This is a genomic window from Paractinoplanes maris, assembly GCF_023544465.1.
GTDB lineage: Bacteria > Actinomycetota > Actinomycetes > Mycobacteriales > Micromonosporaceae > Actinoplanes > Actinoplanes maris.
In genome coordinates, this window is record NZ_JALPVL010000016.1 from 255,894 (window position 1) to 275,653 (window position 19,760).

20 protein-coding genes are annotated in these 19,760 nt (G+C 73.1%); 3 read left to right on the forward strand and 17 right to left on the reverse strand.

Annotated elements, in window-relative coordinates; translation table 11 throughout:
- Positions 1–25: 25 nt before the first annotated feature.
- Genes NAG42_RS39245 through NAG42_RS39295 form a run of 11 tightly spaced genes read right to left on the reverse strand, consistent with a single transcriptional unit; the run spans position 26 to position 11,177 of the window.
- Complete coding sequence (locus NAG42_RS39245) at positions 26–322, reverse strand: hypothetical protein (protein WP_250037494.1); 297 nt, start codon at positions 320–322, stop codon at positions 26–28.
- Positions 323–365: 43 nt separating this feature from the next.
- Positions 366–1,337, reverse strand: a complete 972-nt coding sequence (locus NAG42_RS39250) for a DNA topoisomerase IB (protein WP_250037495.1) — start codon at positions 1,335–1,337, stop codon at positions 366–368.
- Positions 1,318–2,229 carry a glycosyltransferase family 9 protein gene (locus NAG42_RS39255; protein ID WP_250037496.1) on the reverse strand — a complete coding sequence of 304 codons (912 nt, stop codon included), beginning with the start codon at positions 2,227–2,229 and terminating at the stop codon, positions 1,318–1,320. The genes NAG42_RS39250 and NAG42_RS39255 overlap by 20 nt, the downstream gene beginning before the upstream one ends.
- Positions 2,226–2,906 (reverse strand): SDR family oxidoreductase, encoded by a 681-nt coding sequence (locus tag NAG42_RS39260; RefSeq protein ID WP_250037497.1) that lies wholly within the window; start codon positions 2,904–2,906, stop codon positions 2,226–2,228. The genes NAG42_RS39255 and NAG42_RS39260 overlap by 4 nt, the downstream gene beginning before the upstream one ends.
- A gap of 7 nt (positions 2,907–2,913) precedes the next feature.
- Positions 2,914–4,293, reverse strand: a complete 1,380-nt coding sequence (locus tag NAG42_RS39265; protein WP_250037498.1) for a PfkB family carbohydrate kinase — start codon at positions 4,291–4,293, stop codon at positions 2,914–2,916.
- On the reverse strand, positions 4,290–4,919 hold the full coding sequence (locus tag NAG42_RS39270; RefSeq protein WP_250037500.1) for a D-sedoheptulose-7-phosphate isomerase: 630 nt from the start codon (positions 4,917–4,919) through the stop codon (positions 4,290–4,292). The genes NAG42_RS39265 and NAG42_RS39270 overlap by 4 nt, the downstream gene beginning before the upstream one ends.
- Positions 4,919–6,139, reverse strand: coding sequence for a glycosyltransferase (locus NAG42_RS39275; protein WP_250037501.1), 1,221 nt, complete (start codon positions 6,137–6,139; stop codon positions 4,919–4,921). Before NAG42_RS39275 ends, NAG42_RS39270 begins: the two co-directional genes overlap by 1 nt.
- Complete coding sequence (locus NAG42_RS39280; RefSeq protein WP_250037502.1) at positions 6,124–7,050, reverse strand: glycosyltransferase; 927 nt, start codon at positions 7,048–7,050, stop codon at positions 6,124–6,126. The genes NAG42_RS39275 and NAG42_RS39280 overlap by 16 nt, the downstream gene beginning before the upstream one ends.
- Complete coding sequence (locus tag NAG42_RS39285; protein WP_250037503.1) at positions 7,047–8,615, reverse strand: HAD-IIIA family hydrolase; 1,569 nt, start codon at positions 8,613–8,615, stop codon at positions 7,047–7,049. Before NAG42_RS39285 ends, NAG42_RS39280 begins: the two co-directional genes overlap by 4 nt.
- Positions 8,608–9,549, reverse strand: a complete 942-nt coding sequence (locus NAG42_RS39290) for a glycosyltransferase family 2 protein (RefSeq protein ID WP_250037504.1) — start codon at positions 9,547–9,549, stop codon at positions 8,608–8,610. The genes NAG42_RS39285 and NAG42_RS39290 overlap by 8 nt, the downstream gene beginning before the upstream one ends.
- Positions 9,546–11,177: a carbamoyltransferase family protein gene (locus NAG42_RS39295; RefSeq protein ID WP_284046509.1), complete on the reverse strand. Its 1,632-nt coding sequence runs from the start codon at positions 11,175–11,177 to the stop codon at positions 9,546–9,548. Before NAG42_RS39295 ends, NAG42_RS39290 begins: the two co-directional genes overlap by 4 nt.
- A gap of 129 nt (positions 11,178–11,306) precedes the next feature.
- Between NAG42_RS39295 and NAG42_RS39310 the strand changes: the two genes are divergently transcribed.
- On the forward strand, positions 11,307–12,713 hold the full coding sequence (locus tag NAG42_RS39310; protein ID WP_250037505.1) for an aldehyde dehydrogenase family protein: 1,407 nt from the start codon (positions 11,307–11,309) through the stop codon (positions 12,711–12,713).
- A 1-nt stretch (position 12,714) separates the two neighbouring features.
- Here NAG42_RS39310 and NAG42_RS39315 read toward each other — a convergent pair whose 3' ends face one another.
- The 5 genes from NAG42_RS39315 to NAG42_RS39335 form a co-directional block, all read right to left on the reverse strand.
- Positions 12,715–13,563, reverse strand: coding sequence for a glycosyltransferase family 2 protein (locus NAG42_RS39315; RefSeq protein WP_250037506.1), 849 nt, complete (start codon positions 13,561–13,563; stop codon positions 12,715–12,717).
- A gap of 41 nt (positions 13,564–13,604) precedes the next feature.
- Positions 13,605–14,552 (reverse strand): TIGR03557 family F420-dependent LLM class oxidoreductase, encoded by a 948-nt coding sequence (locus tag NAG42_RS39320; protein ID WP_250037507.1) that lies wholly within the window; start codon positions 14,550–14,552, stop codon positions 13,605–13,607.
- Between the two features lie 87 nt (positions 14,553–14,639).
- Positions 14,640–15,311 (reverse strand): DUF3618 domain-containing protein, encoded by a 672-nt coding sequence (locus NAG42_RS39325; RefSeq protein ID WP_250037508.1) that lies wholly within the window; start codon positions 15,309–15,311, stop codon positions 14,640–14,642.
- Positions 15,287–15,709 (reverse strand): phage holin family protein, encoded by a 423-nt coding sequence (locus NAG42_RS39330; RefSeq protein WP_250037509.1) that lies wholly within the window; start codon positions 15,707–15,709, stop codon positions 15,287–15,289. Before NAG42_RS39330 ends, NAG42_RS39325 begins: the two co-directional genes overlap by 25 nt.
- Positions 15,706–16,599, reverse strand: a complete 894-nt coding sequence (locus tag NAG42_RS39335; RefSeq protein WP_250037510.1) for a hypothetical protein — start codon at positions 16,597–16,599, stop codon at positions 15,706–15,708. The genes NAG42_RS39330 and NAG42_RS39335 overlap by 4 nt, the downstream gene beginning before the upstream one ends.
- 202 nt (positions 16,600–16,801) lie before the next feature.
- Between NAG42_RS39335 and folP the strand changes: the two genes are divergently transcribed.
- Positions 16,802–17,668, forward strand: a complete 867-nt coding sequence (gene folP, locus NAG42_RS39340) for a dihydropteroate synthase (RefSeq protein WP_250037511.1) — start codon at positions 16,802–16,804, stop codon at positions 17,666–17,668.
- Here folP and NAG42_RS39345 read toward each other — a convergent pair whose 3' ends face one another.
- A complete protein-coding gene (locus NAG42_RS39345; protein ID WP_438872514.1) occupies positions 17,669–18,226 on the reverse strand; it encodes a TetR/AcrR family transcriptional regulator in 558 nt (185 codons plus the stop codon).
- Between the two features lie 73 nt (positions 18,227–18,299).
- Here NAG42_RS39345 and NAG42_RS39350 point away from each other — a divergent pair, with 73 nt between their 5' ends.
- The gene (locus tag NAG42_RS39350; protein WP_250037513.1) at positions 18,300–19,721 is read left to right on the forward strand and encodes a DHA2 family efflux MFS transporter permease subunit; all 1,422 of its coding nucleotides are present in this window, start codon (positions 18,300–18,302) and stop codon (positions 19,719–19,721) included.
- The last annotated feature ends 39 nt before the right edge of the window (positions 19,722–19,760 follow it).

Here is a 19,760-nt window from a genome sequence, read left to right on the forward strand (position 1 = left end):
GCTGGCTTACCCCAAAAACAGCCGGTCAAGCGACCCGGGTGAGCCGCAGATAGCGCCGTCCCACGGCGTGCCGGGTGCCGCGTGGTTCTACCCGCAGCCGGACGGTCGCGCCCGGTCCGAGGTGGACCGGCACGTCGTCGCTGCCGGTCCAGTCGAGGCGGGCGCGCACGGTGTGCGGGCCGGGGGGCAGGGCCAGCGACAGTTCCCGCCCGCACCGGACGACGCCCTTGACCGCGCCGTCGACCACGATCTGGTAGGCCCGGGCCCGGTCGATCCAGTGGCCCGACGGTCGTTCGACGGTGAGGGTGGCGATGACGGTCATGTCGATGATGCTCCCACCGGGGCGCCCGCCCCGCACGCGATGATCAATCCGTCAGCAGCTCGCGGACGGCCTTCTCGTCGGGCTCCTCGACGAGTTCGCCCTCCTCGTAGGCCTGGATGACGCGCGGGTCGACGTAGGACGCCCGGGCCACCGTCGGCGTGTTCCCGAGCAGCTCGGCGACCTCTTTCATCGCGTGCGACACGGCCTTCTTGCGTTTCGCCTCGGTCGGCTGGGGGCCGGCTTCGGCCAGCGCCTCGGCTGCTTTGACCGTGCCGTGCCACGTACGGAAATCCTTGGCCGTCATCTGCTCGCCGCTGATCTCACGGAGGTACTCGTTGATCATGTCGGCCCGGATCTCGTGCCAGCGGCGGGTCGACCGGTCGTAGTAGGCGAAGAGCCTCGGCTCGCCCCGACGGCGGCGCTTGAGGTCCTTCAGGACCTGGCAGACCTCGCCGTCGCCGACCGTGCCGGAGTGCTGCACGCCCGACTTGCCGGTGAACTCGAGCAGGACGCAGGCGCCCTTGGTGCGTACATGCTCGGGCCGCAGGGTGGAGAGCCCGAAGGAGGGGTCGTCTTCCCGTACGGCGTACTGGTCGCTGCCGATGCGGAACATGCCCATGTCGAGCAGCCGCACGACCGCGGCCAGCACCCGGGCCTGGGTCAGCCCGCGCTCGTCGGTGAGGTCGCCGCACAGCTTCTCGCGGATCTTCGGCAGGCGCTCGGCCACTTCCAGCGCGTGGTCGAACTTCGCCTCGTCCCGGGCCGTGCGCCACTCGTCGTGGTAGCGGTACTGCTTGCGCCCGGCCGCGTCGATGCCGGTGGCCTGGATGTGCCCGCGCGGGTCGGGCGAGATCCACACGTCCTTCCACGCGGGCGGGATGACCAGCTTCCTGATCCGCTCGATCGCGTCCGCGTCCTCGAGCGCCGAGCCGTCGGTGTCGCGGTAGCTGAAGCCCTTGCCCGCCCGCCGCCGACCGTATCCGGGCTTGCTCAGGTCAGAACGCCGAAGCCGCATCGATCACCTCACCGGGCTCGATGGCCAGCAGCGCCGGGTGCACCCCGGGTTCCATGCTGTCGCCCGGTTCGCTGCGGGTGCCGTGCCAGATGGTCCGGTGCTCGGGGCGGGCCGGCGGTCCCCAGCGCCGCGGCGACATCGGCCCGAACAGGACCACCGACGGCGTCCGGTAGGCCGTGGCCAGATGGGCGATGCCGGTGTCCCCGCTGATCACGAGCCGGGCCCGGGCGACCAGCGCGGCGAGCTCGCCCAGATCGGTGTCCGGCACGGCCTCCCCGCCCAGGCCGGCCCGCTCGGCCACCCGTACGGCCAGGTCCCGCTCCGCGGCCGAGCCGGTGATCAGCACGCGGTGACCCGCCGAGCGCAACTGCCGGGCGACGGCCGCATAGCGGTCGGCCGGCCACCGGCGCGAGGGCGACTTGGCGCCCGGATGGATGATGGTCGCCCCGGCGGGAGCGGCCGGCGGCGTGGTGAGCTGAAGGTCCGTCTCGTCGGCGGCGACGCCGTAGTGACGGACGAGCCGGCACCATCGATGCACCTCGTGCTCCTCTGCGGTCCAGGTCGGGCCGTCGAGATGCCCAGCCTCGGCGCTGGCAAACGCCCACAGCTTGGCCGGCTGCGTGGCTTGCAGCAGACGATGCGACTGGGGCCCGCTGCCGTGCAGGTTGACCGCGATCTCCGCGGGCGGCAGCGGCGCGCCGGACACGTCCGGCTCGAGGGACGAGACGGGCACGACGCGGTCGACGCCGCCGATCAGTTCGATCAGCGGCGTCAGCCAGGCCGGCGCGGCCAGCGCGAGCTCCCGCTCGGGAAAAGCACCGCGGAGCCCGCGCAGGGCGGGCACCGCGGTGAGCAGATCTCCCACGCCGAGCGCGCGCAGGACGAGGATCACGGGTACGAGCTCTCCTGCTCGGCGGCGATGACGAGCTCCCGGACGGCGCAGCCGCGCGGCTGACCGAGCGCGAACATGATCGCCGAGGCGACGTGGGCCGGGTCGTTGAGGATGGCGTCCGGCCCCGGCTTGTACTGCTCGTCGCGGTCGTCGAAGAACTTCGTGCGCATGCCCCCGGGGATGACCAGGGTGACGTTGACCTGCCCGGCCAGCTCGGCCGAGAGCGCCCGGGTGAAGCCGACCACGCCGAACTTGGCCGCGCAGTAGGCGGTGGCGTCGCTGACCGCCTTGATGCCGAGCGTCGACGCGACGGTGACGACCCCGCCGTGCGACTCCTTCAGGGCCGGGATGGCCGCGCGGATCACGGCCGCCGTGGAGAGCAGGTCGATGGTGACGATCTTGTCCCAGGTGTCGCCCGGGATGTCGGCCAGCGCGCCCGGCACGTCCATGCCGGCCGCCGTGACGACGCCGTCGATGCTGCCACCGGCCTGCTCGATGGCCTGCCGGGTGGCCGCCTCGGCGGCACGGGTGTCGGCCAGGTCGCACTCGATCCAGGCGACACCGTCGGCCGGGGCCTGCCGGTCGATGACGAACGGGCGGCCGCCGGCCTTGACGACCGCGTCGACGACGGCGGCGCCGAGGCCGCTGGAGCCGCCGGTGACAATCACTGCGTCCATGGTGGTTCTACCTCCGGGTGGGGGCGGCCTGGGCCGCGGCGATGGTGTTGGTGGTCGAACGGCCGTCGAGATAGGGCACGAAGACGGTCTGGCCGCCCCAGCTCTCGACGAGGTCCGACTCGGGGACGGAGTCGTAGTCGCCGCCCTTGACCCAGACGTCCGGGCGCAGCCAGGTCAGCACGGCCTCGGGGGTCGACTCCTCGAAGACGACGACCGCGTCCACGCAGTCGAGGGCGGCCAGCAGACGCGCGCGGTCGTTCTGCGGGTTGAGCGGGCGCTCCGGGCCCTTGAGCCCGCGGACCGAGTCGTCGCTGTTGAGACAGACGATCAGGCAGTCGCCGAGCTTGCGGGCGGCCCGCAGGGTGGCCAGGTGGCCGACGTGGAGCAGGTCGAAGCAGCCGCCGGTGGCCACCACCGTGCCGCCCCGGGCGTGCACCTCGGCGACCAGGCGACCGGCGTCGTCGGCGCCGATCCGCTCGTGGCTGGTCTCGGCCGGAGCGGCCGGGGCCAGCGCCGCGGTCACCCCGCCCGACGAGACGTACGACGAGGCGGCCGCGACCGCCTGTTGCACGGCCTCACTGACCAGGGCACCTTCGGCCAGGGCGAGCGCGGCGGTGGCGGCGAACCGGTCGCCGGCCCCGCACGTGTCGCCGTCCCCGACCGAAGGGGCGGGCACGACCAGCGGCGTCGTGCCCGAGTGGCACAGCACCGCACCGTCGGCGCCGCAGGTGACGACGACCGCCCCGGCCCGCCAGTGCTGCCGCATGGCCTGCCCGCCGCGCTGGGCGGCGGCCAGCATGGAGCCCCCGCCGGCGTCACCGGAGAGCTTGCGCACCTCGGCCAGGTTCGGCGTGACCAGGCGGACGGTCGGCACCGGCGACGGGCCGTTGGGGTGCGGGTCCCAGACGATCGGGGCCTTGGTCTCGCCGAGCGCCCGGCGCAGCTCCGGATGCCGGGCCACGCCCCGCCCGTAGTCGCTGACCAGGACGGCCGCGGCCTCGCGGAGCAGGTCGAGGACGGCCGCGGGCGCGTCGCCGGGGGCCTGCGGCTCGCCACCCCGGTCGAGGCGCAGCAGCACGTGGTCTCCGGCGCGCAGCCGCACCTTCTCGGGGGTCGCGCCCGGCAACGGCAGCGCGTAGACCTTCACGCCCGCCTCGGCCAGCAGCTCACTCAGCCGGTGGCCGCCCGCGTCGTCGGCCAGCGCGGTGACCAGCGCGACCTCCTGACCGGACTGCGCGGCCAGCAGGGCGGCCAGGCCCGCCCCGCCCGGACGTTCCCGGACGTGTTCCTCGTCGAGCACCGGGGCCGGGGCGTCCGGGGCCACCCGCCGGACGCTGCCCTGCACGTCCTTGTCGAGCAGCGTGTCGCCCACGATCACGAGCCTCATACGGCGACCTCCACCTTGAAGTCGGCGAAAGGGGCCTCGCGGTGCCCTCCGAGCACCGCGGGCAGCTCCCGGTCGAGGTATTCGCACATCAGGTGGACCGCGACCAGGTGCAGCTCCTGCACGACCTGGCTCTCCGGCGACGGGCAGCGCAGCGCGTCGTCCGAGGCGTCGGCCAGTGGGCCGTCCGGTCCGGTCAGGGCCCAGGTGCGGACGCCGCACTCCTTCGCCGCCCGCACGGCGGCGAGCAGGTTGGGGCTGCGCCCGCTGGTCGACAGGGTCAGCAGCACGTCGCCCGGGCGCCCGTGGGCGCGCACCTGGCGGGCGAAGATCTCGTCGAAGCCGTAGTCGTTGCCGATCGCGGTGACCGCCGACGAGTCCGGGGTGAGCGCGATCGCCGACAGCGGCCGCCGCTCGTCGCGCAGCCGGCCGACCAGCTCGGCCGCCAGGTGCTGGGCCTCGGCCGCGCTGCCGCCGTTGCCGGCCACCAGCAGGCGGCCGCCCTGCCCGAGGTGCCAGGCCAGGTCGGCACCCCAGCGGGCGAGCTTGCCGGACGCGGCCCGGAAGGGGACTATCGCCGCGGCCAGCGCGGTCAGGTGGTCGTCGGTGGGGGTGAGATCGTGGTCCATCAGGCGACTGCCTCCCGGGTGGGTTCGGTGGCGACCCCGGCCACGCTCGCGTAGACCTGGGCGAGCCGGTCGGCGATGCGGGGCCAGGCGTAGGAGTGAAGGGCGCGGTCGACGGCGGCCGCGGCGTAGGACAGGCGGCGCACCTCGTCGCCGACGAGCCGGCGCAGCGCGGCGCCGAGCTGGGCCGGGTCGCGCGGGGGCACGAGGTCGCCGGTGATGCCGTCGACCACGGTGTCGGCCAGGCCGCCGACCTCGGTCGCGACGACCGGGACACCGCAGGCCATGGCCTCCAGGGCGGTGAGGCCGAACGGCTCGTACCAGGGGGTGGCGGCCAGGAGGTCGGCCGAGCGATACCACTGCGCCATCTCGTGCGACGGCACCGCCCCGGCCAGCACCACGCGACCGTCCACCTGGCACGCCTCGGCGAGGCGGCGCAGCTTCCGGGCGTACGGGTCATGGGCCAGATCACCCTCGGGCGGGCCACCCACGACGACCAGCTCGGCCCGCGGCACGGCCGGCAGGGCGCGGATCAGATCCTCCACGCCCTTGCGCTCGACCAGCCGGGCCACGGTCAGGATGCGGGTGCGCCGCGAGTCGCGAGGCACGGCCGGGCCGCCGGGGCTGAACCGCTCGACGTTGACGCCCGAGGGCACCAGCGTCATCTGCGAGCGGGGCACACCCAGCTTGAGCAGCTCGTGCACCTCGTCCTGGCACTGCACGATCACCCGGTCGACGGCCCGGCCCAGCTCGCGCTCGTAGGCGATGCGGCGCGCCGGGCTGGTGTCGGCCGAGCCCTGGTGACGGCGCTTGACCGAGCCCAGCGCGTGGTAGGTCTGCAGCACCGGCACGTCGCAGCGGCGGCCGGCGGTGACCGCGGCCAGCCCGCTCATCCAGAAGTGCGCGTGCGCGACATCCGGGCGCCACTCGGTGCGCCACTGCTGGGCCAGGAAGTCGGCGAAGGCTCCCATGTAGGGCAGCAGCTCGTCTTTTCCCAGCACCTCGGCCGGTCCGGCGGGCACGTGGACGACGTCGATCCGGTCGCCCATCGGCACCACGTCGGGCAGCGCCGCACCGTCCCGGCGGGTGTAGACCCGCACCTCGTGCCCGGCCGCGGCCAGCGCCCCGGCCAGCTCGGCGACGTGCGAGTTCTGACCACCCGCGTCGATGCCGCCCAGCGCGGCCAGCGGGCTGGCGTGTTCCGAGATCATCGCGATGCGCATGTTTCCTCCTCGAGCAGCCGGTCCCAGTCCGCGAGGAACCGGTCCAGCCCGTAGCGGGCGAGGGCGACCTGGCGGGCCCGGGCGCCGAGGCTCACGGCCGCGGCGTCGTCCTCCAGCAGCCAGTGCGCGGCCTCGACGAGTGTGGAGACGCGGGTGTCGAGCACCCCGGCGTCGGGCGGCACCGCCACCACGGCCTCGGTGGTGGCCAGGCCGATGACCGGCATGCCCATCTGCATGGCCTCGATCAGGCTGAGCCCGAGCGAGGTCCAGCGGCACAGGTGCAGGTAGACCCGGCGCTGGGCGACGAGCTGGTGCATCTCGTGTTGCGGGGGGTCGTCGTACGGGGTGATCCGCTCGCTGCGGAGCCCCTCGACGCCCATGCCGAAGACGTCCAGCGGGGCGGCGGCGGCGAAGCGCGGGAACAGGTCGGTGCCGGTCACCCGCTGCCGGCGTACGGGCTCGTTGGTGACCACGGCGAAGCGGCCGAGCTCGCCCGTCCAGCGCGCCCGGGGCTCGACGATGCCGTGCTCGATGACCGTCGTCCGGGTCGCCCCGGTGTCCCAGAACAGGTCGTTGAAGTCGGTGACGTGGGCGATGACCAGGTCGTCCCGGTCGGCCATCGGGTGCCGGCTGGTCGGCACGTCACCCTTGGGCGTGTTGTGCTCGACGTAGATCACCGGCACGCCCTTCGGGACGAGCTCGAGCTCCTCCGGGCGCTGCACGATGGCCACGTCCACGTCCCGGATCTGCTCGAGCGGCAGTTCCTCGGCCGTGGCGGGCCAGTCGAAGGTCTGCGCCCGGCCCCGCCCGAAGGCGTCCCGGGCGTCGTTGACGGGGATCAGGTAGCGGTGCTTGCCCTGGACGAACGACGTGGTCCAGGAGCCGTGCACATGCCAGAGCAGGATGTTCACGCGGCGTTCTCGGCAATCTCGGCGGGAGCGGCGAGCCGCGCGACGGCGGCGACCACCTCGGCCGGCTCGATGGCGGACAGGCAGGGGTGACCGTCGACCGGGCAGGTCGTGGCGCGGGTGTCCCGGCAGGGGGCGGCGGCGTCGCCGAGGCGGGCGTTCGGCACGCGGTAGGGACCCCACTGGCCGTACGGGACGGTGGGGGCGTACAGGCTGATGACCGGGGTGCCCACCGCGGCGGCCAGGTGGGCCGGCCCGGTGTTGGCCACGACCAGGGCCTTGGCGGCGGCGAGGATCGTGGCCAGCTCGGCCATGGTGGTCCGGCCGACCTGCTCGCCGGCGGTTCCCGAGACGTAGGCGGCCAGGTGGCGCTCCTCGGGGCCGCCGGTGACCAGGACCCGGTGACCGGCCCCGGCCAGCGCGGCGACGATCCGGCGCATCGTCTCCGGCGGGCAGGAGCGGGCCTCGCAGCTCGCGCCGGGGTGGACCACGACGTACTCGCCGTTCCCGCGGGCGGCCGCGGTCACCCGCAGGCGGCCGTCGTCGCCCGGCGGCAGGGCGAAACCCGCGGCCGCGGCGACGCTGCGGGCCCGCTCGGGCTCGGGCAGGCCGACCGGTACGCCGCGGTGGCGCACGTCGAGCAGGGAACCGGGGTAGTCCTCGCTGATCGCGGTGATCCGGTCGACGCCGGCCATCCGCAGGAGCAGCGCGAGCGGCAGCGCCGACTGGTGGAACGAGGTGAAGACGACCGCCTCGTCGATGGCCCGGGTCCGCAGCAGCTCGGTGAGCGCGGTCAGGCCGGCCGGGTCGACCGGCGCGGGTTGCGCGTCGATCCACGGCAGCGGCCACTCGATGATCTCGTCGACGCCGGGCAGCAGCTCGGCCGCCGACCGCCCGCGCGGGCCGCACAGCATGATCACCCGCTCGGCGCCGGCCGCCACCGCGCGGATGGCGGGCCCGGTGACCAGCACGTCCCCGGCCGAGTCGGACCGGACGACGAGGACCGTCCCGGCCGACGTGGATCGCGGTGCGGGGGTCACCAGTTCTTCGCGGCGCAGGATCAGATCGGCGGCGTCCACGATGGTGGCCGCGACCGCGGGCGCGGCGGCGACCTCGGCGGGCCGGGTGATCGGGGTGGGCACCAGGATCGCGGCCGCGCCGGCGCCCTGGGCCGCTTCGATGTCGCGGCCGATGTCCCCGACCAGGACGCAGCGGGCCGGGGTGGTCCGCAGGGCCTCGGCGGCCGCCCGGACCATGCCGGGGGCGGGTTTGCGGCAGCGGCAGCCGGCGGTGTCGTCGTGCGGGCAGATCTGCCAGTCGTCGAACGGTCCCAGCAGTTCCTCGACGCGCCCGTTGACCGCGTCGAGCTGTTCCGCGGTGAAACGACCCCGGGCCAGGCCGGACTGGTTGGTCACGACCCCGATCCGCAGCCCGGCCGCGCGCAGCCGGTCGAGCGCCTCGCGGGCCCCCGGCATCACCTCGACCAGCTCGGGGTCGCCGTTGTAGGGCACGTCGACGATCAGCGTGCCGTCCCGGTCGAACAGCACAGCGTCGTAGAGCTCAGCCACGGTCGCGCCACCGCCACCAGCCGCGCAGGTAGTGATAGGTCGCCACCGGCGGGATGACCGCGCTGGTGACCAGCATGGTGCTCACCTCGCGGGCGTCGCGCGGGCCGGGCACGATGCGGGCGGCGGCGAACTCGGCGGTGCCGGCCGCCCAGGCCAGGCCGGCCAGCGCGGCCAGTCCGGGCCGGCGGGCGGCCGCGGCGGCGAGCGCGGTCAGGCCGGCGGCGGTGATCGCCAGGTGCCGCGGGCGGCGGCCGGGCGGGATCTCCAGACGCTCGCGCCAGGCCGGGCCGTAAAGGCGGCGGAGCAGGGCGTCGTCGGCGTTGCCGCGCTGGGTGCGGACGCTGACCCAGGGGCTTTCCGGGCGCACCGGGTGGGTGACCCGGCGGTGGCCCCGGCGCAGGGTCCAGCCCGCCCGGCGTACGCGATGGGCCAGCTCCGCATCCTCGCGGAAGGCCCGCGGCAACCTCTCGTCGAAGCCGCCGCAGCGCTCGAGCGCGTCCCGGCGGTAGGCCATGTCGGCGGTGATCCAGGCGCCGTCGGCCAGCCCGGCGGTCACCCGCTCCCAGTCGGTCGGCCGCCGGTCGGCCGGCAGCGGCACCCGCAGCACACCCTGCACGCCGCCGACCCGGTCGTCGGCCGCGGCCAGATCGCCGGCCAGCCGGTCGGCCCAGTCGTCGTCGGGCAGCACGTCGTCGTCCAGGAACGCCACCCAGTCGTGCTTGGCGGCCCGCCAGCCCACGTTGCGGGCGGCCGCCGGCCCGCGCGCCGGTCCGGGCAGGACAGTGGCCTCGACGTCGAGCGGCTCGTGGGGCTCGGGACGGTCGTCGACGATCAGCAGCTCGAAGCCGTGCTTGGCCACCCCCGGCGCGATCGCGTCCAGCAGGGTGCCCAGGCTCGGCCGGCCGAGCGTCGGCACGACGACGGACGCGGTCACGCCCCGAACGCCTTCGCCCGGTGCACCGCGAACGGGCCGATCGCCAGCAGGTCGACCGGTGCCGAGCCGAACAGCTCCATCGCCTCGCGCGGGGTGTCCACCATGGGCCGCCCGGCCGTGTTGAGCGACGTGTTGACCACCACCGGCAGACCGGTGAGCTGCTCGAACTCGGCCAGCATCTCGGCCACCAGCGGCTCGGTCTCGGTGTGGACGGTCTGCACGCGGGCGGTGCCGTCAATGTGGGTGACCGCCGGGATGCGGTCCTTCCACTCCGCTTTCACCGTGTGCACGAAGAGCATGTACGGGCTCGGATAGACACCGTCGAAGATGTCGGCGAACCGCTCGGCCCGCACCATCGGCGCGATCGGGCGGAACTGCTCACGGCCCTTGACGTTGTTCATCCGGGTCTGGGTGTCCTGGTCGCCGGGGTGCGCGAGCAGTGAGCGGTGACCCAGCGCGCGCGGGCCGTATTCGCTGCGCCCCTGATACCAGGCGACGATGCCGTTGTCCGCGAGGACCCGGGCGGCCTCGGCGGCGATCGAGTCGGGGCGGGTGTAGGGCAGCGCGGCCCGCTTCAGCTCCGCTTCGAGTTCGTCGTCGGTCCAGCCCCGGCCCAGTGCGGCGCTCCCGAACGGCACGTTCTTTCCCTGTACGGCCAGCGCGGCACCCAGCGCCGTGCCGGAGTCCCCGGCGGCCGGCTGCACCCAGACCCGCTCGAACGGGCCCTCGGCGGCGATGCGCGCGTTGGCCACGCAGTTGAGCGCGGTCCCGCCGGCCATCGTCAGCGTCCGCAGGGTGCCGCCGGACGCCTCGAAGGTCCAGCGGGCCAGGTCGAGCAGCACCTCCTCGAGGCGTACCTGAACGCTGGAGGCCAGGTCGGCGTGCGCCTCGGTCATCTCGCCGTCGGCCGTCCGCGCCTTGGCCAGGGCGTCCCAGTCGATCCGCTCGATCGTGAAGCCACCGTCCTCGGTGGGCCGCACCAGCTCGCGCAGCAGGCTCAGGAACTTCGGCTTCCCGTACGACGCGAGCGCCATCACCTTGTACTCGTCGCTCGAGTGCAGGAAGCCCAGGTGGCGCGTCAGGTCCTCATAGAGCAGACCGAGCGAGTGCGGTAGCTCCTGGCTCTTGAGCACCTCGAGCTCGCCACCGCGGTAGGCGCCGGCCAGGTGGCTGGCGACCTCGCCGCGCCCGTCGAGCACGAGCACCGCGCTGTCCTCGGGCACCGACAGACCGGCCGAGGCGGCGTGCGCGACGTGGTGCGGGACGAAGCGGACCTGCTCGGGGTCGAGCCCGGGCAGGGCCGCGGCGAGAAACTGCGGCGCCCGGCGGGCGTAGTCGACCCGCAGGTGGTCCCAGGGGTCGTTGAGCCCCAGGTCGGCCGCGTCCCGGCACAGGCCGGGGTCGAAGGAGTAGGCGACCGCGTCGAGGTCGCCCGGGCGCAGACCGGCTTCGTCGAGGCACCAGGCGGCGGCCAGCTCGGGCAGCTCCCAGGCGGCGAACGGCACCGGGCGCTTGCCGTGCTTGCGGCGGCTGAACCGCTCCTCCTCGGCTGCGGCCACCACCTGACCGTCGACGATCAGCGCGGCAGCCGGATCATGGAAGATCGCATTGATTCCCAGGATTCGCATGGCGCGCCGGATACCCGGGGATCACCCGCTTACTCCCAAGATCGTTGACTTCCTGCAAATAAAAATTTCGCCGGGCTGACCTGCACTGATAAGCGTTTGAGGTGATTGCCGGAGGGCAAACGGCGGGGCATGTACGACGTGGAGCAATATGTGGCCGGTGCCTGGAACCCGGGCAATTCGGGCCGCACGATGACCGTTCTCAACCCCTCGGACGACACCCCCGTGACCGAAGTGCGTATCTCCGGCGAACCCGATGTGGACGCGGCCGTGCGGTCCGCCCGGGACGCCTCCGCCGCATGGGCGGCGACCGCGCCGGCGGCCCGCGCGGCGGCTCTGCACGCGGCCGCGACGGCGGTGGAGAACGCGGCCGGTGAGCTCGCCGAAATCATGACCGCCGAGATGGGCAAGCCGGTCGACGGGTCGAAGGAGTCGATCCTGGCCGGGGTGGGCACGCTGCGGCAGTACGCCGAGCTGGGCCCGACCCACCGCGGGCGCGCGCTGGCCGGCGACAACGAGGCGATCGACCTGATGGCCTACGGCCCGCGCGGGGTGGTCGCGGTGATCACGCCGTGGAACGACCCGGTCGCGGTGTCCTGCGGGTTGCTCGGTGCGGCCCTGGTCACCGGCAACACCGTCGTCTACAAGCCGAGCGAGCGGACGCCGGCCACCGGCTGGCGCCTGACCCAGCTGCTGGCCCCGCACTTCCCGGCGGGCGTGCTCAACCTGCTCAACGGCGACGGCCAGGTCGGGGCCGCCCTGGCCGCGGCACCGGTCGACGTGGTGGCCCAGGTGGGCTCGACCGCGACCGGCCGCTCGATCGCCGCGGCCTGCGCCCGTACCGGCGCCAAGGCCCTGCTCGAGAACGGCGGCAGTGACCCGCTGATCGTGGACGCCGGGGTCGACCCGGCCTGGGCGGCGTCGCAGGCCGCGGTCGGCTCGTTCGTCAACTCCGGGCAGATCTGCGTCGCCGTCGAGCGCATCTATGTCCACCGGGACGTGGCCGACGCGTTCGTGGCCGCGCTGGCCGACGAGGCGGACACCTGGGCCGCGCAGATCGGCCCGATGGTCGACAAGCGGATGCGGGACGCGGTCGACGAGCAGGTGCAGCAGGCCGTCAAGGCGGGCGCCCGGGTGCTGCGGGGCGGCGACGCGCCGGCCGGGGCGGGCTCGTACTACCCGCCGACCGTGCTGGCCGATTGCACCGACGACATGGCGGTGGTGCGCGAGGAGACGTTCGGTCCGGTCGCGCCGGTGGTCACCGTGGACTCGTTCGACGAGGCTCTGGACCGGGCCGCCGACTCGCCGTACGGGCTGGCGGCGACGGTCCTGACCCCGTCGATGAGCAACGCCCAGCGGGCCTGGCGCCGGCTGCCGGCCGGCACCGTCAAGGTCAACGCCGTCTTCGGCGGGGCGCCGGGCGGGGCCGCGCATCCGAGGGGCGGCAGCGGCCAAGGCTTCGGCTACGGCCCCGAGCTGCTCGACGAGATGACGGCGGTGAAGGCGGTGCACATCGAGGCCCCGCCGACCGGCTGGTGAGTCACTGACCGAGCCGCCGCAGGTCGTTCTCGATCTGCGGCGGCAGCATCCGGCGGTGCCGCCGCACCCAGCCGGCCTGGCGCAGCGCGTCGGCCGTCCCGAGTGGATTCCGGCGGGCGGTCGCGGCCACGGTCCGGGCGGCAACCGCCGGTGGCCGGCGCAGCATCGCCGTCAGTACGCGGTTGCGTGCCTCGGTGCGGGCGCGGGCCCCGTTGTCGCGGCCGGCGGGTTGCGGAAAATGCCGCACGACCAGCTCGTCAACGTACGAGAGCTCGTGCCCCGCCGCGGCCAGATCCATGGCCAGGAGCGCTTCCTCGCCATAGACGAACAGCCGCGGCTCGAAGCCACCGGCGGCCAGGAACGCGTCGCGCCGCACGATGATCGAGCAGGCGAGGAAGCCGAGCACCGACGGCCCGGCCGCGCCGACCGGCGTACCCAACGGCGAAGCCGCCATCTCGGCCGACACCGGGTCGACCCGCTGGTCCGCCCCCACCAGCACCTTCGCCGCGAGCAGGGCTGCGCGCGGGTGCTCGTGCAGGAGCTCGGCCGCCCGGGCCAGCGACCCGGGCGTCCAATAGGAGTCGTCGTCCGCGAAGGCCACGAACGGGGTCCGCGCCCGTTCGACGCCCACGTTGCGCGCCGCCGCCCCACGGTTCTCCGCCAGCTGCACGACATCGACACCCGGGAACAGCGGCTGCGGCTCGTCCGAGGCGTTGTCGACCAGGATCGTGCGGGCGCGGTGGTGCGGGAAGGTCTCGAGCAGCCGGCCGGCCCGGTTACGGGTGGCGACCACCACGGTCACCTCGTCGGTCTCGATCTCGGTGCCGTAGATCTCGGGGGTCAGAGTCACGAAGATCGCCTATACCCCGCCCACCGCGGTACAAGCCTCCCTTACAGGTGACCCTTCAGTTCCTTGGCATAGAAGTCGAGGAAACCGTCCGGGTCGGGGCCGGCGTTCATCAGCACGATGTGGTCGTAGCCCGCGTCCTTGTACTCGCCGACCATCTTCACGTACGGCTCCGGGTCGGGGCCGACCGCGAACTGCTCGGCGATGTCCTCGGGCCGGACAGTCGCCGACGCGGCCTCGAAGTTGACCGGGTTGGGCAGCTCGGACATCACCTTCCAGCCGGTCACCGCCCACCGCGTGGTCTCGTGCGCCGCCTTGACGGCCGCCTCCTTCGAGGGGGCCCAGGCCACCGAGGCCTCGGCGTATTTCGGGCCCGATCCGCCGGCCCCGGCGAACGTCTCGACCAGGTCGGCCCGGGGCTCGGTGGCGAACAGGCCGGTGCCGTGGGTCGCGGCCAGCTCGGCCGCCTGCTTTCCGCCGGCGGCGACAGCGATCACCGGCAGCTTCGACGGCAGGTCGAACACCTGCGCGTCCTCCAACTGCAAGTGCTTTCCCTCGTACGACTGGTAGCCGCCCTGCCAGAGCAGGTTGATGATGTCGAGCGCCTCCACGAGCCGCTCGTGCCGGCCCCGCACGCTGGGGAAGCCCTGCCCGACGACGTGCTCGTTGAGCCGCTCGCCGGCCCCGATGCCGAGCGTGAACCGGTCGTCCGAGATGATCGCCAGCGTCGCCGCGGCCTGGGCGATGATCGCCGGGTGGTAGCGCACGGTCGGGCAGGTCACGCCGGTGGCCAGGCCGAGCCGGTCGGTCTGCACGGCGATCGCGCTCAGCACGTTCCACGCGAACGGCGAGTGCCCCTGCACGTCGAGCCACGGGTGGTAGTGGTCGCTGATCTCCACGAAGTCGAATCCGGCCTGCTCGGCGCGGATCGCCTGGCGGATCAGTTCCTTGGGTCCGAAGGCCTCCGCGGCCAGCTTGTATCCGAATTTCATACCGATGGAGCTTCCCCGCCTGAACCGCCACAAACGCGTCCGAGCCGGTCCCCTCGACGGGGCCCGGCTCGGCGACGTGCGGGGGAATCAGGAAGCGGCCGACTTGGCCTGCTCCTTGACGTCCTGCGCGTTGGACTGCGCGGTGTCCTTGGTCGTCTGCACGGCCTCCTGCGCGGTCTGCTTGACCTGGCCGACAGCCTCCTGCGCGGAGCCCGCGAGGTCGTCCTTCATCTCGGTCGCGACATCCTTGACCTTCTCGGTCAGCTCGCCGCTGTTCTCCTTGATCTGGGCCCCGGCGCGCTTCTCGACGTCGGTCACCGGGATCAGGGTCGAGGCCAGCAGGCCCACGCCGAAGGCGATGATGCCGGCGGCCAGCGGGTTGCCCTGCGTCTGCGCGGTGACCGCCTGCGGAGCGCTGCGCACGGCGTCGGCCGCCTGGTGCGCCTTCTCCCCGGCGACATCGCTCACCTGCGACGCCTTGTCACTGACGGTGCTGCCCACGGACGACGCGGTGTCGCTGATCGAGCTGCCCACCGACGACGCGGTGCCGCTGATCGAGCTGCCGGCCGAGGAGGCCTTGTCGCTCACTGTGGAGCCCACCGAAGAGCTCGTGCCCATCACTTTCTCCTTCACCGACGTCCAGCGCCGCTGCGCGACCTTGGACGGACTCGTCTTCTCGGCCAGCAGGTCGACGTCGCGGGTGAGCGACGCCCGGGTGTTCTCGATCTGCTGCCTCAGCCGGTCGGGTTCTTCAGCCATTGGGCGTCCTCCTTGAGCGTGTCGACGGTGCGGCGCGGCATGGGGTCGACGGTCTTGAGCTTGTTCTTGCCGATCACGTAGAGAACGCCGCCGATCGCGGCCCACAGGACGGCGACGATGAGCGCCGCCCAGCCCATGGGCATGACCGCGTCGAGGGCGAACACCAGGGCGAAGCTGAGCAGCACGACGGCCAGGTAGGCGGCGAACGCGGCGCCGCCGAGCATGCCGCCGGCCTTGCCGGCCTTGGCGGCCTCCTGCTTGAGCTCCACCTTGGCCAGCTCGACCTCCTGGCGGAACAGCTGCGAGAGGTCGTTGCTGATGTTGCCGATCATTTCGCCGACCGAGGTCTCGGACACCTCTTCGGTGTCGATCCGCTCGTGGCGGTTGGGTGCGGTCATCGCGGCCGCTCCGGGCTCTCGACCACGTACTCCTCACGCACGACCGGCGTACCGGTGCCGGTGGAGGAGTACTCGGTGCTGCTGGCGTAGCCGGGGCCGGTGGCGTACTCGGTGCCGGTGGTGCCGGCGGCGTAGTCCGGCGTGGTGGTGGTCGCGCCGGCGGCGTACGTCGGGGCGGTGGTGCCGGTGGTGGAGTAACCGGTGGTGCCGGTGGTCGCGTAACCCGTGGTGTCCGGGCGCGAGACGAAGGAGTCGCTGCTCGGCTTCACGGTCTCGCCCGCGTCCGGGTCGGCCTTGGCCACGACCTTGCCCAGCCGGCCGACGACGAAGCCCGCGGCCAGCGCCGTGGCCAGGAACGCGCCGGGACGGCGACGGGCGAAGTCCTGCACCTCGCGCAGCACGCCGTCGGGGCCGTTGCGGTCGAGGTAGTCGGCGAGCTGACGGCCACCCTCGGCGACCCGGGTGACCACGGCCGAGGCCGGGGAGTCACCGCGGTCGCCGCGCATCTCGTCGAGCTGGTCGGCGGTGCTGCGGATCTGGCTCACCAGCTTGTCGTTCTGGCTGCGCGCCTGGTCGCTGACCCGGCCCTTCACCTCCGAGGCGAGGTTGCCCACCTGCGCCTTGGCCTCCTGGCCGACGCGGGCGGCCTGCTCCTTGGCGGTGTCCTTGACATCGGCAGCCGCCTCCTTGGAGGCCTGACCGGTCTGGGCCGCGACCTCCTTGGCCTTCTCCTTGGCGCCACCGTCCGAACCGGAGGACGGCTGACTGCCGTACGTCTCGGTCGCGTAGGTGTCGGCCGGGTAGGTCTGCGTCGGGTAGTCGGCCGCGATCGGCACGTCGACGGCATAGGCGTCGTCCGGCCGGCGAACGCCCGATGGCACGTCACTCATGGGGATTCCTCCAAAGGGGATTCGTCTTTGTGCCTTCGCCGATCGAATTACCCGATGTGGAACTCCGTCACTCATACTTTCCGCACCGCAATTAAATGGAATAGTGCCGCATACTTGGCTGACAACCGGGTATGCACGACGGCCGATTTAAATTGTGCACCGCTCGAAATCCGGCTCGGCAGCCCTGTTACGCTGCACACTCGTGAGTGAGCACAACCGCGCGCGGATGATCGCGGGCCGCCCGTTCGATTTCTCCCGGCGCGTCGCGGTGATGGCGATCGTCAACCGCACCCCCGATTCCTTTCATGACCGGGGCCGCACCTACGCCCTCGAGAAGGCGATCGAGGCGGTGACCGCGGCGGCCGACGCCGGAGCCGATTGGATCGATGTCGGCGGGGTGCCGTTCGCCCCCGGCCCCGAGGTGAGCGCGAGCGAGGAGCTCGACCGGGTACTGCCCGTCGTCGAGGCCGCGCGCTCGCGCACCGTCGTCTCGGTCGACACCTTCCGGCCCGAGGTCGCGGCCGAGGTGATCAAGGCCGGGGCCGGGGTGGTCAACGACACCTCGGGACTGCGCGACCCGGCGATGGCCGACGTGGTGGCCGGCACCGGCGCGCAACTCGTCATCACGCACAGCCTGGCCCCACCCCGGACGCTGTGGCCGAGCCCGCAGTACGGCGATGTCACCACCGAGGTCGCGAAATTCCTGCGCGAGCGGGTCGCGGTGGCGCTGGACCACGGCGTACGGCCCGACCAGATCATCATCGACCCCGGTCACGACCTCAACAAGAACACGCGGCACTCGCTGGAACTGACCCGCCGGCTCGACGAGATCGCCGGGATCGGCTACCCGATGCTGGCGGCCGTGAGCAACAAGGACTTCATCGGCGAGACCCTGGACGTCGCGCAGCCCGACCGGCTGGCCGGGACGATCGCGGCCGTCGTCTTCTGCGTGCTGCACGGAGCCCGGATCGTGCGCGTTCACGACGTCCGGGCCACGGTCGACGCCGTCCGGATGACCGAGGCGATGCTGGGCTGGCGGGAGCCGCGGCTGGCCCGGCACAACGTCTGATCACATCTTCTTGTCGAGCCCCTCGAAGGTGCTGAGCAAATCGGTCGCCCACGGTTTCGGGGGCACCGCGTCCGGGCCGAGCACGCGCATCGCGCCGAGGCAGGTGAGCAGCATGCCCACCGCGAAGAAGTCGCGGGCCTCCTCGGCCGTGGCACCGGTCAGCTCGCGGACGACCTCGTAGAGCCGGCCGAAACAGGCGCGCACCGGATCGCCGATCGCCGGGTCGCCGGCCGCGGCGAAACCGTGCAACAGCATCGTGATCAGCTCCGGCTGCTCGAGCAGTTCCCCGTATGCCTCACCCAGGCCGGCCAGGGTGGGGTTCTGATCCGCGGCCGCGCGCCACTTGGCCTCGATCCGGTCGCCCGCGTGCTGCACGGCGGCCAGGAAGAGCTCCTGCTTCGTCCGGAAGAGCCGGATCACGTACGGCTGGGAGACACCCGCCAGCCGGGCCACCTGATCGGTCGTGGTGCCGGCGTATCCGCTCTGGCTGAAGGCGGTGACGGCGGCCGAGATCAGTTGCTCCTGGCGTGCCTCGGCGGTGAGGCGGGTTCGGGTCACGGTTGACATGTTATCAGTCAATAACTAACGTGGCGAACGAAGTTATCAGTGGATAACAACTAGGGGAGAACTGATGACCGCCGTTATCGAGGCGCCCGGCGCGGCACCGCGGCGCCGCACCCGCCCGCTCGGCTGGGTGCTGGCCGCCGTCGGCATCCCGACCTTCATGGTCACGCTGGACAACCTGGTCGTGAGCACCGCGCTGCCGGTGATCCGGGCCGACCTGGGCAGCTCGCTGACCGACCTCCAGTGGTTCGTGAACGCGTACACGTTGCCGTTCGCCGCCTTCCTGCTCACCGCGGCCGCGCTCGGCGACCGCCTCGGCCGCCGCCGCATGTTCGTGGCCGGCCTGGTCGTCTTCACCCTGGCCTCGGCCGGCGCCGCCCTGGCCACCGAGTCGTGGCAGCTCACCGCGGCCCGGGCCGTCCAGGGCCTGGGCGGAGCCGCGGTCGCCCCGCTGGCCCTGACCTTGCTGGCCGAGGCGGTTCCGGCCCGCTTGCGAACGGCGGCCGTGGGCATCTGGGGAGGTATCAGCGGCCTGGGGGTGGCCGTGGGCCCGGTGGTCGGCGGCGCGGTGGTCGAGGGCCTCGACTGGCACTGGATCTTCTGGCTCAACGTCCCCGTCGGCGTCGTGGCCGTGATCCTGGCCCTGACGGTCCTGGGCGAGTCCCGCGGCGGCGCCCGCCGCTTGGACCCGCTGGGCCTGGTGCTCTCGGCGGCCGGGATGCTGCTGGTCATCTGGGGCGTGGTCGACGGCCCCGACCGCGGCTGGGCCTCGGCCCGCATCCTCACCATGCTGATCGGCGGGGCCGCCCTGCTGGCCGCCTTCCTGTTCTGGCAGGCCCGCAACCCGGCTCCCATGCTGCCGTTGCGCCTGTTCCGCTCCCCCGGCTTCAGCCTGGTCAACGCCGTGACGCTGACCTTCTCGGCCGGCGCCTTCGGCTCGGTCTTCCTGCTGGCCCAGTTCTTCCAGGTGGTGCAGGGCCTGAGCCCGCTGGACGCCGGCCTGCGCACCCTCCCCTGGACCGCCGCCCCGATGATCGTGGCTCCGCTGGCCGGCCTCTTCGGCGACCGCATCGGTCAGCGCGTCCTGATCTTCACCGGCCAGCTCTTCCTGGCCGCCGGCATCCTCTGGATCGGTTTGGCCACCGGCACGGACGTCACCTATGGAAGCCTGGTGATCGCCTTCGCCCTGGCCGGCATCGGCATGGGCCTGACCTTCGCCCCGATCAGCACGGTCGCCCTGGCCAGCGTCTCCGACCAGGACCGGGGCGTGGCCTCGGGCGTCAACAACACCATCCGCGAGGTGGGCGTGGCCGCGGGCGTGGCCGCCCTGGCTTCCATCTTCAGCTCCACCGGCGGTTACACCACCCACCAGTCCTTCGTGGACGGCCTACGCCCGGCAGTGATCGTCGGAGCCCTGATCGTCGCCGCCGGCGCCGTCGTGGCCCTGTGGCTCCCCCGCCGCCGCACCACCCCCACCGAAGCAGCTTGACTCCGGCGAACGCCGCGCCGGGCCGTGACTCGCGGCCCG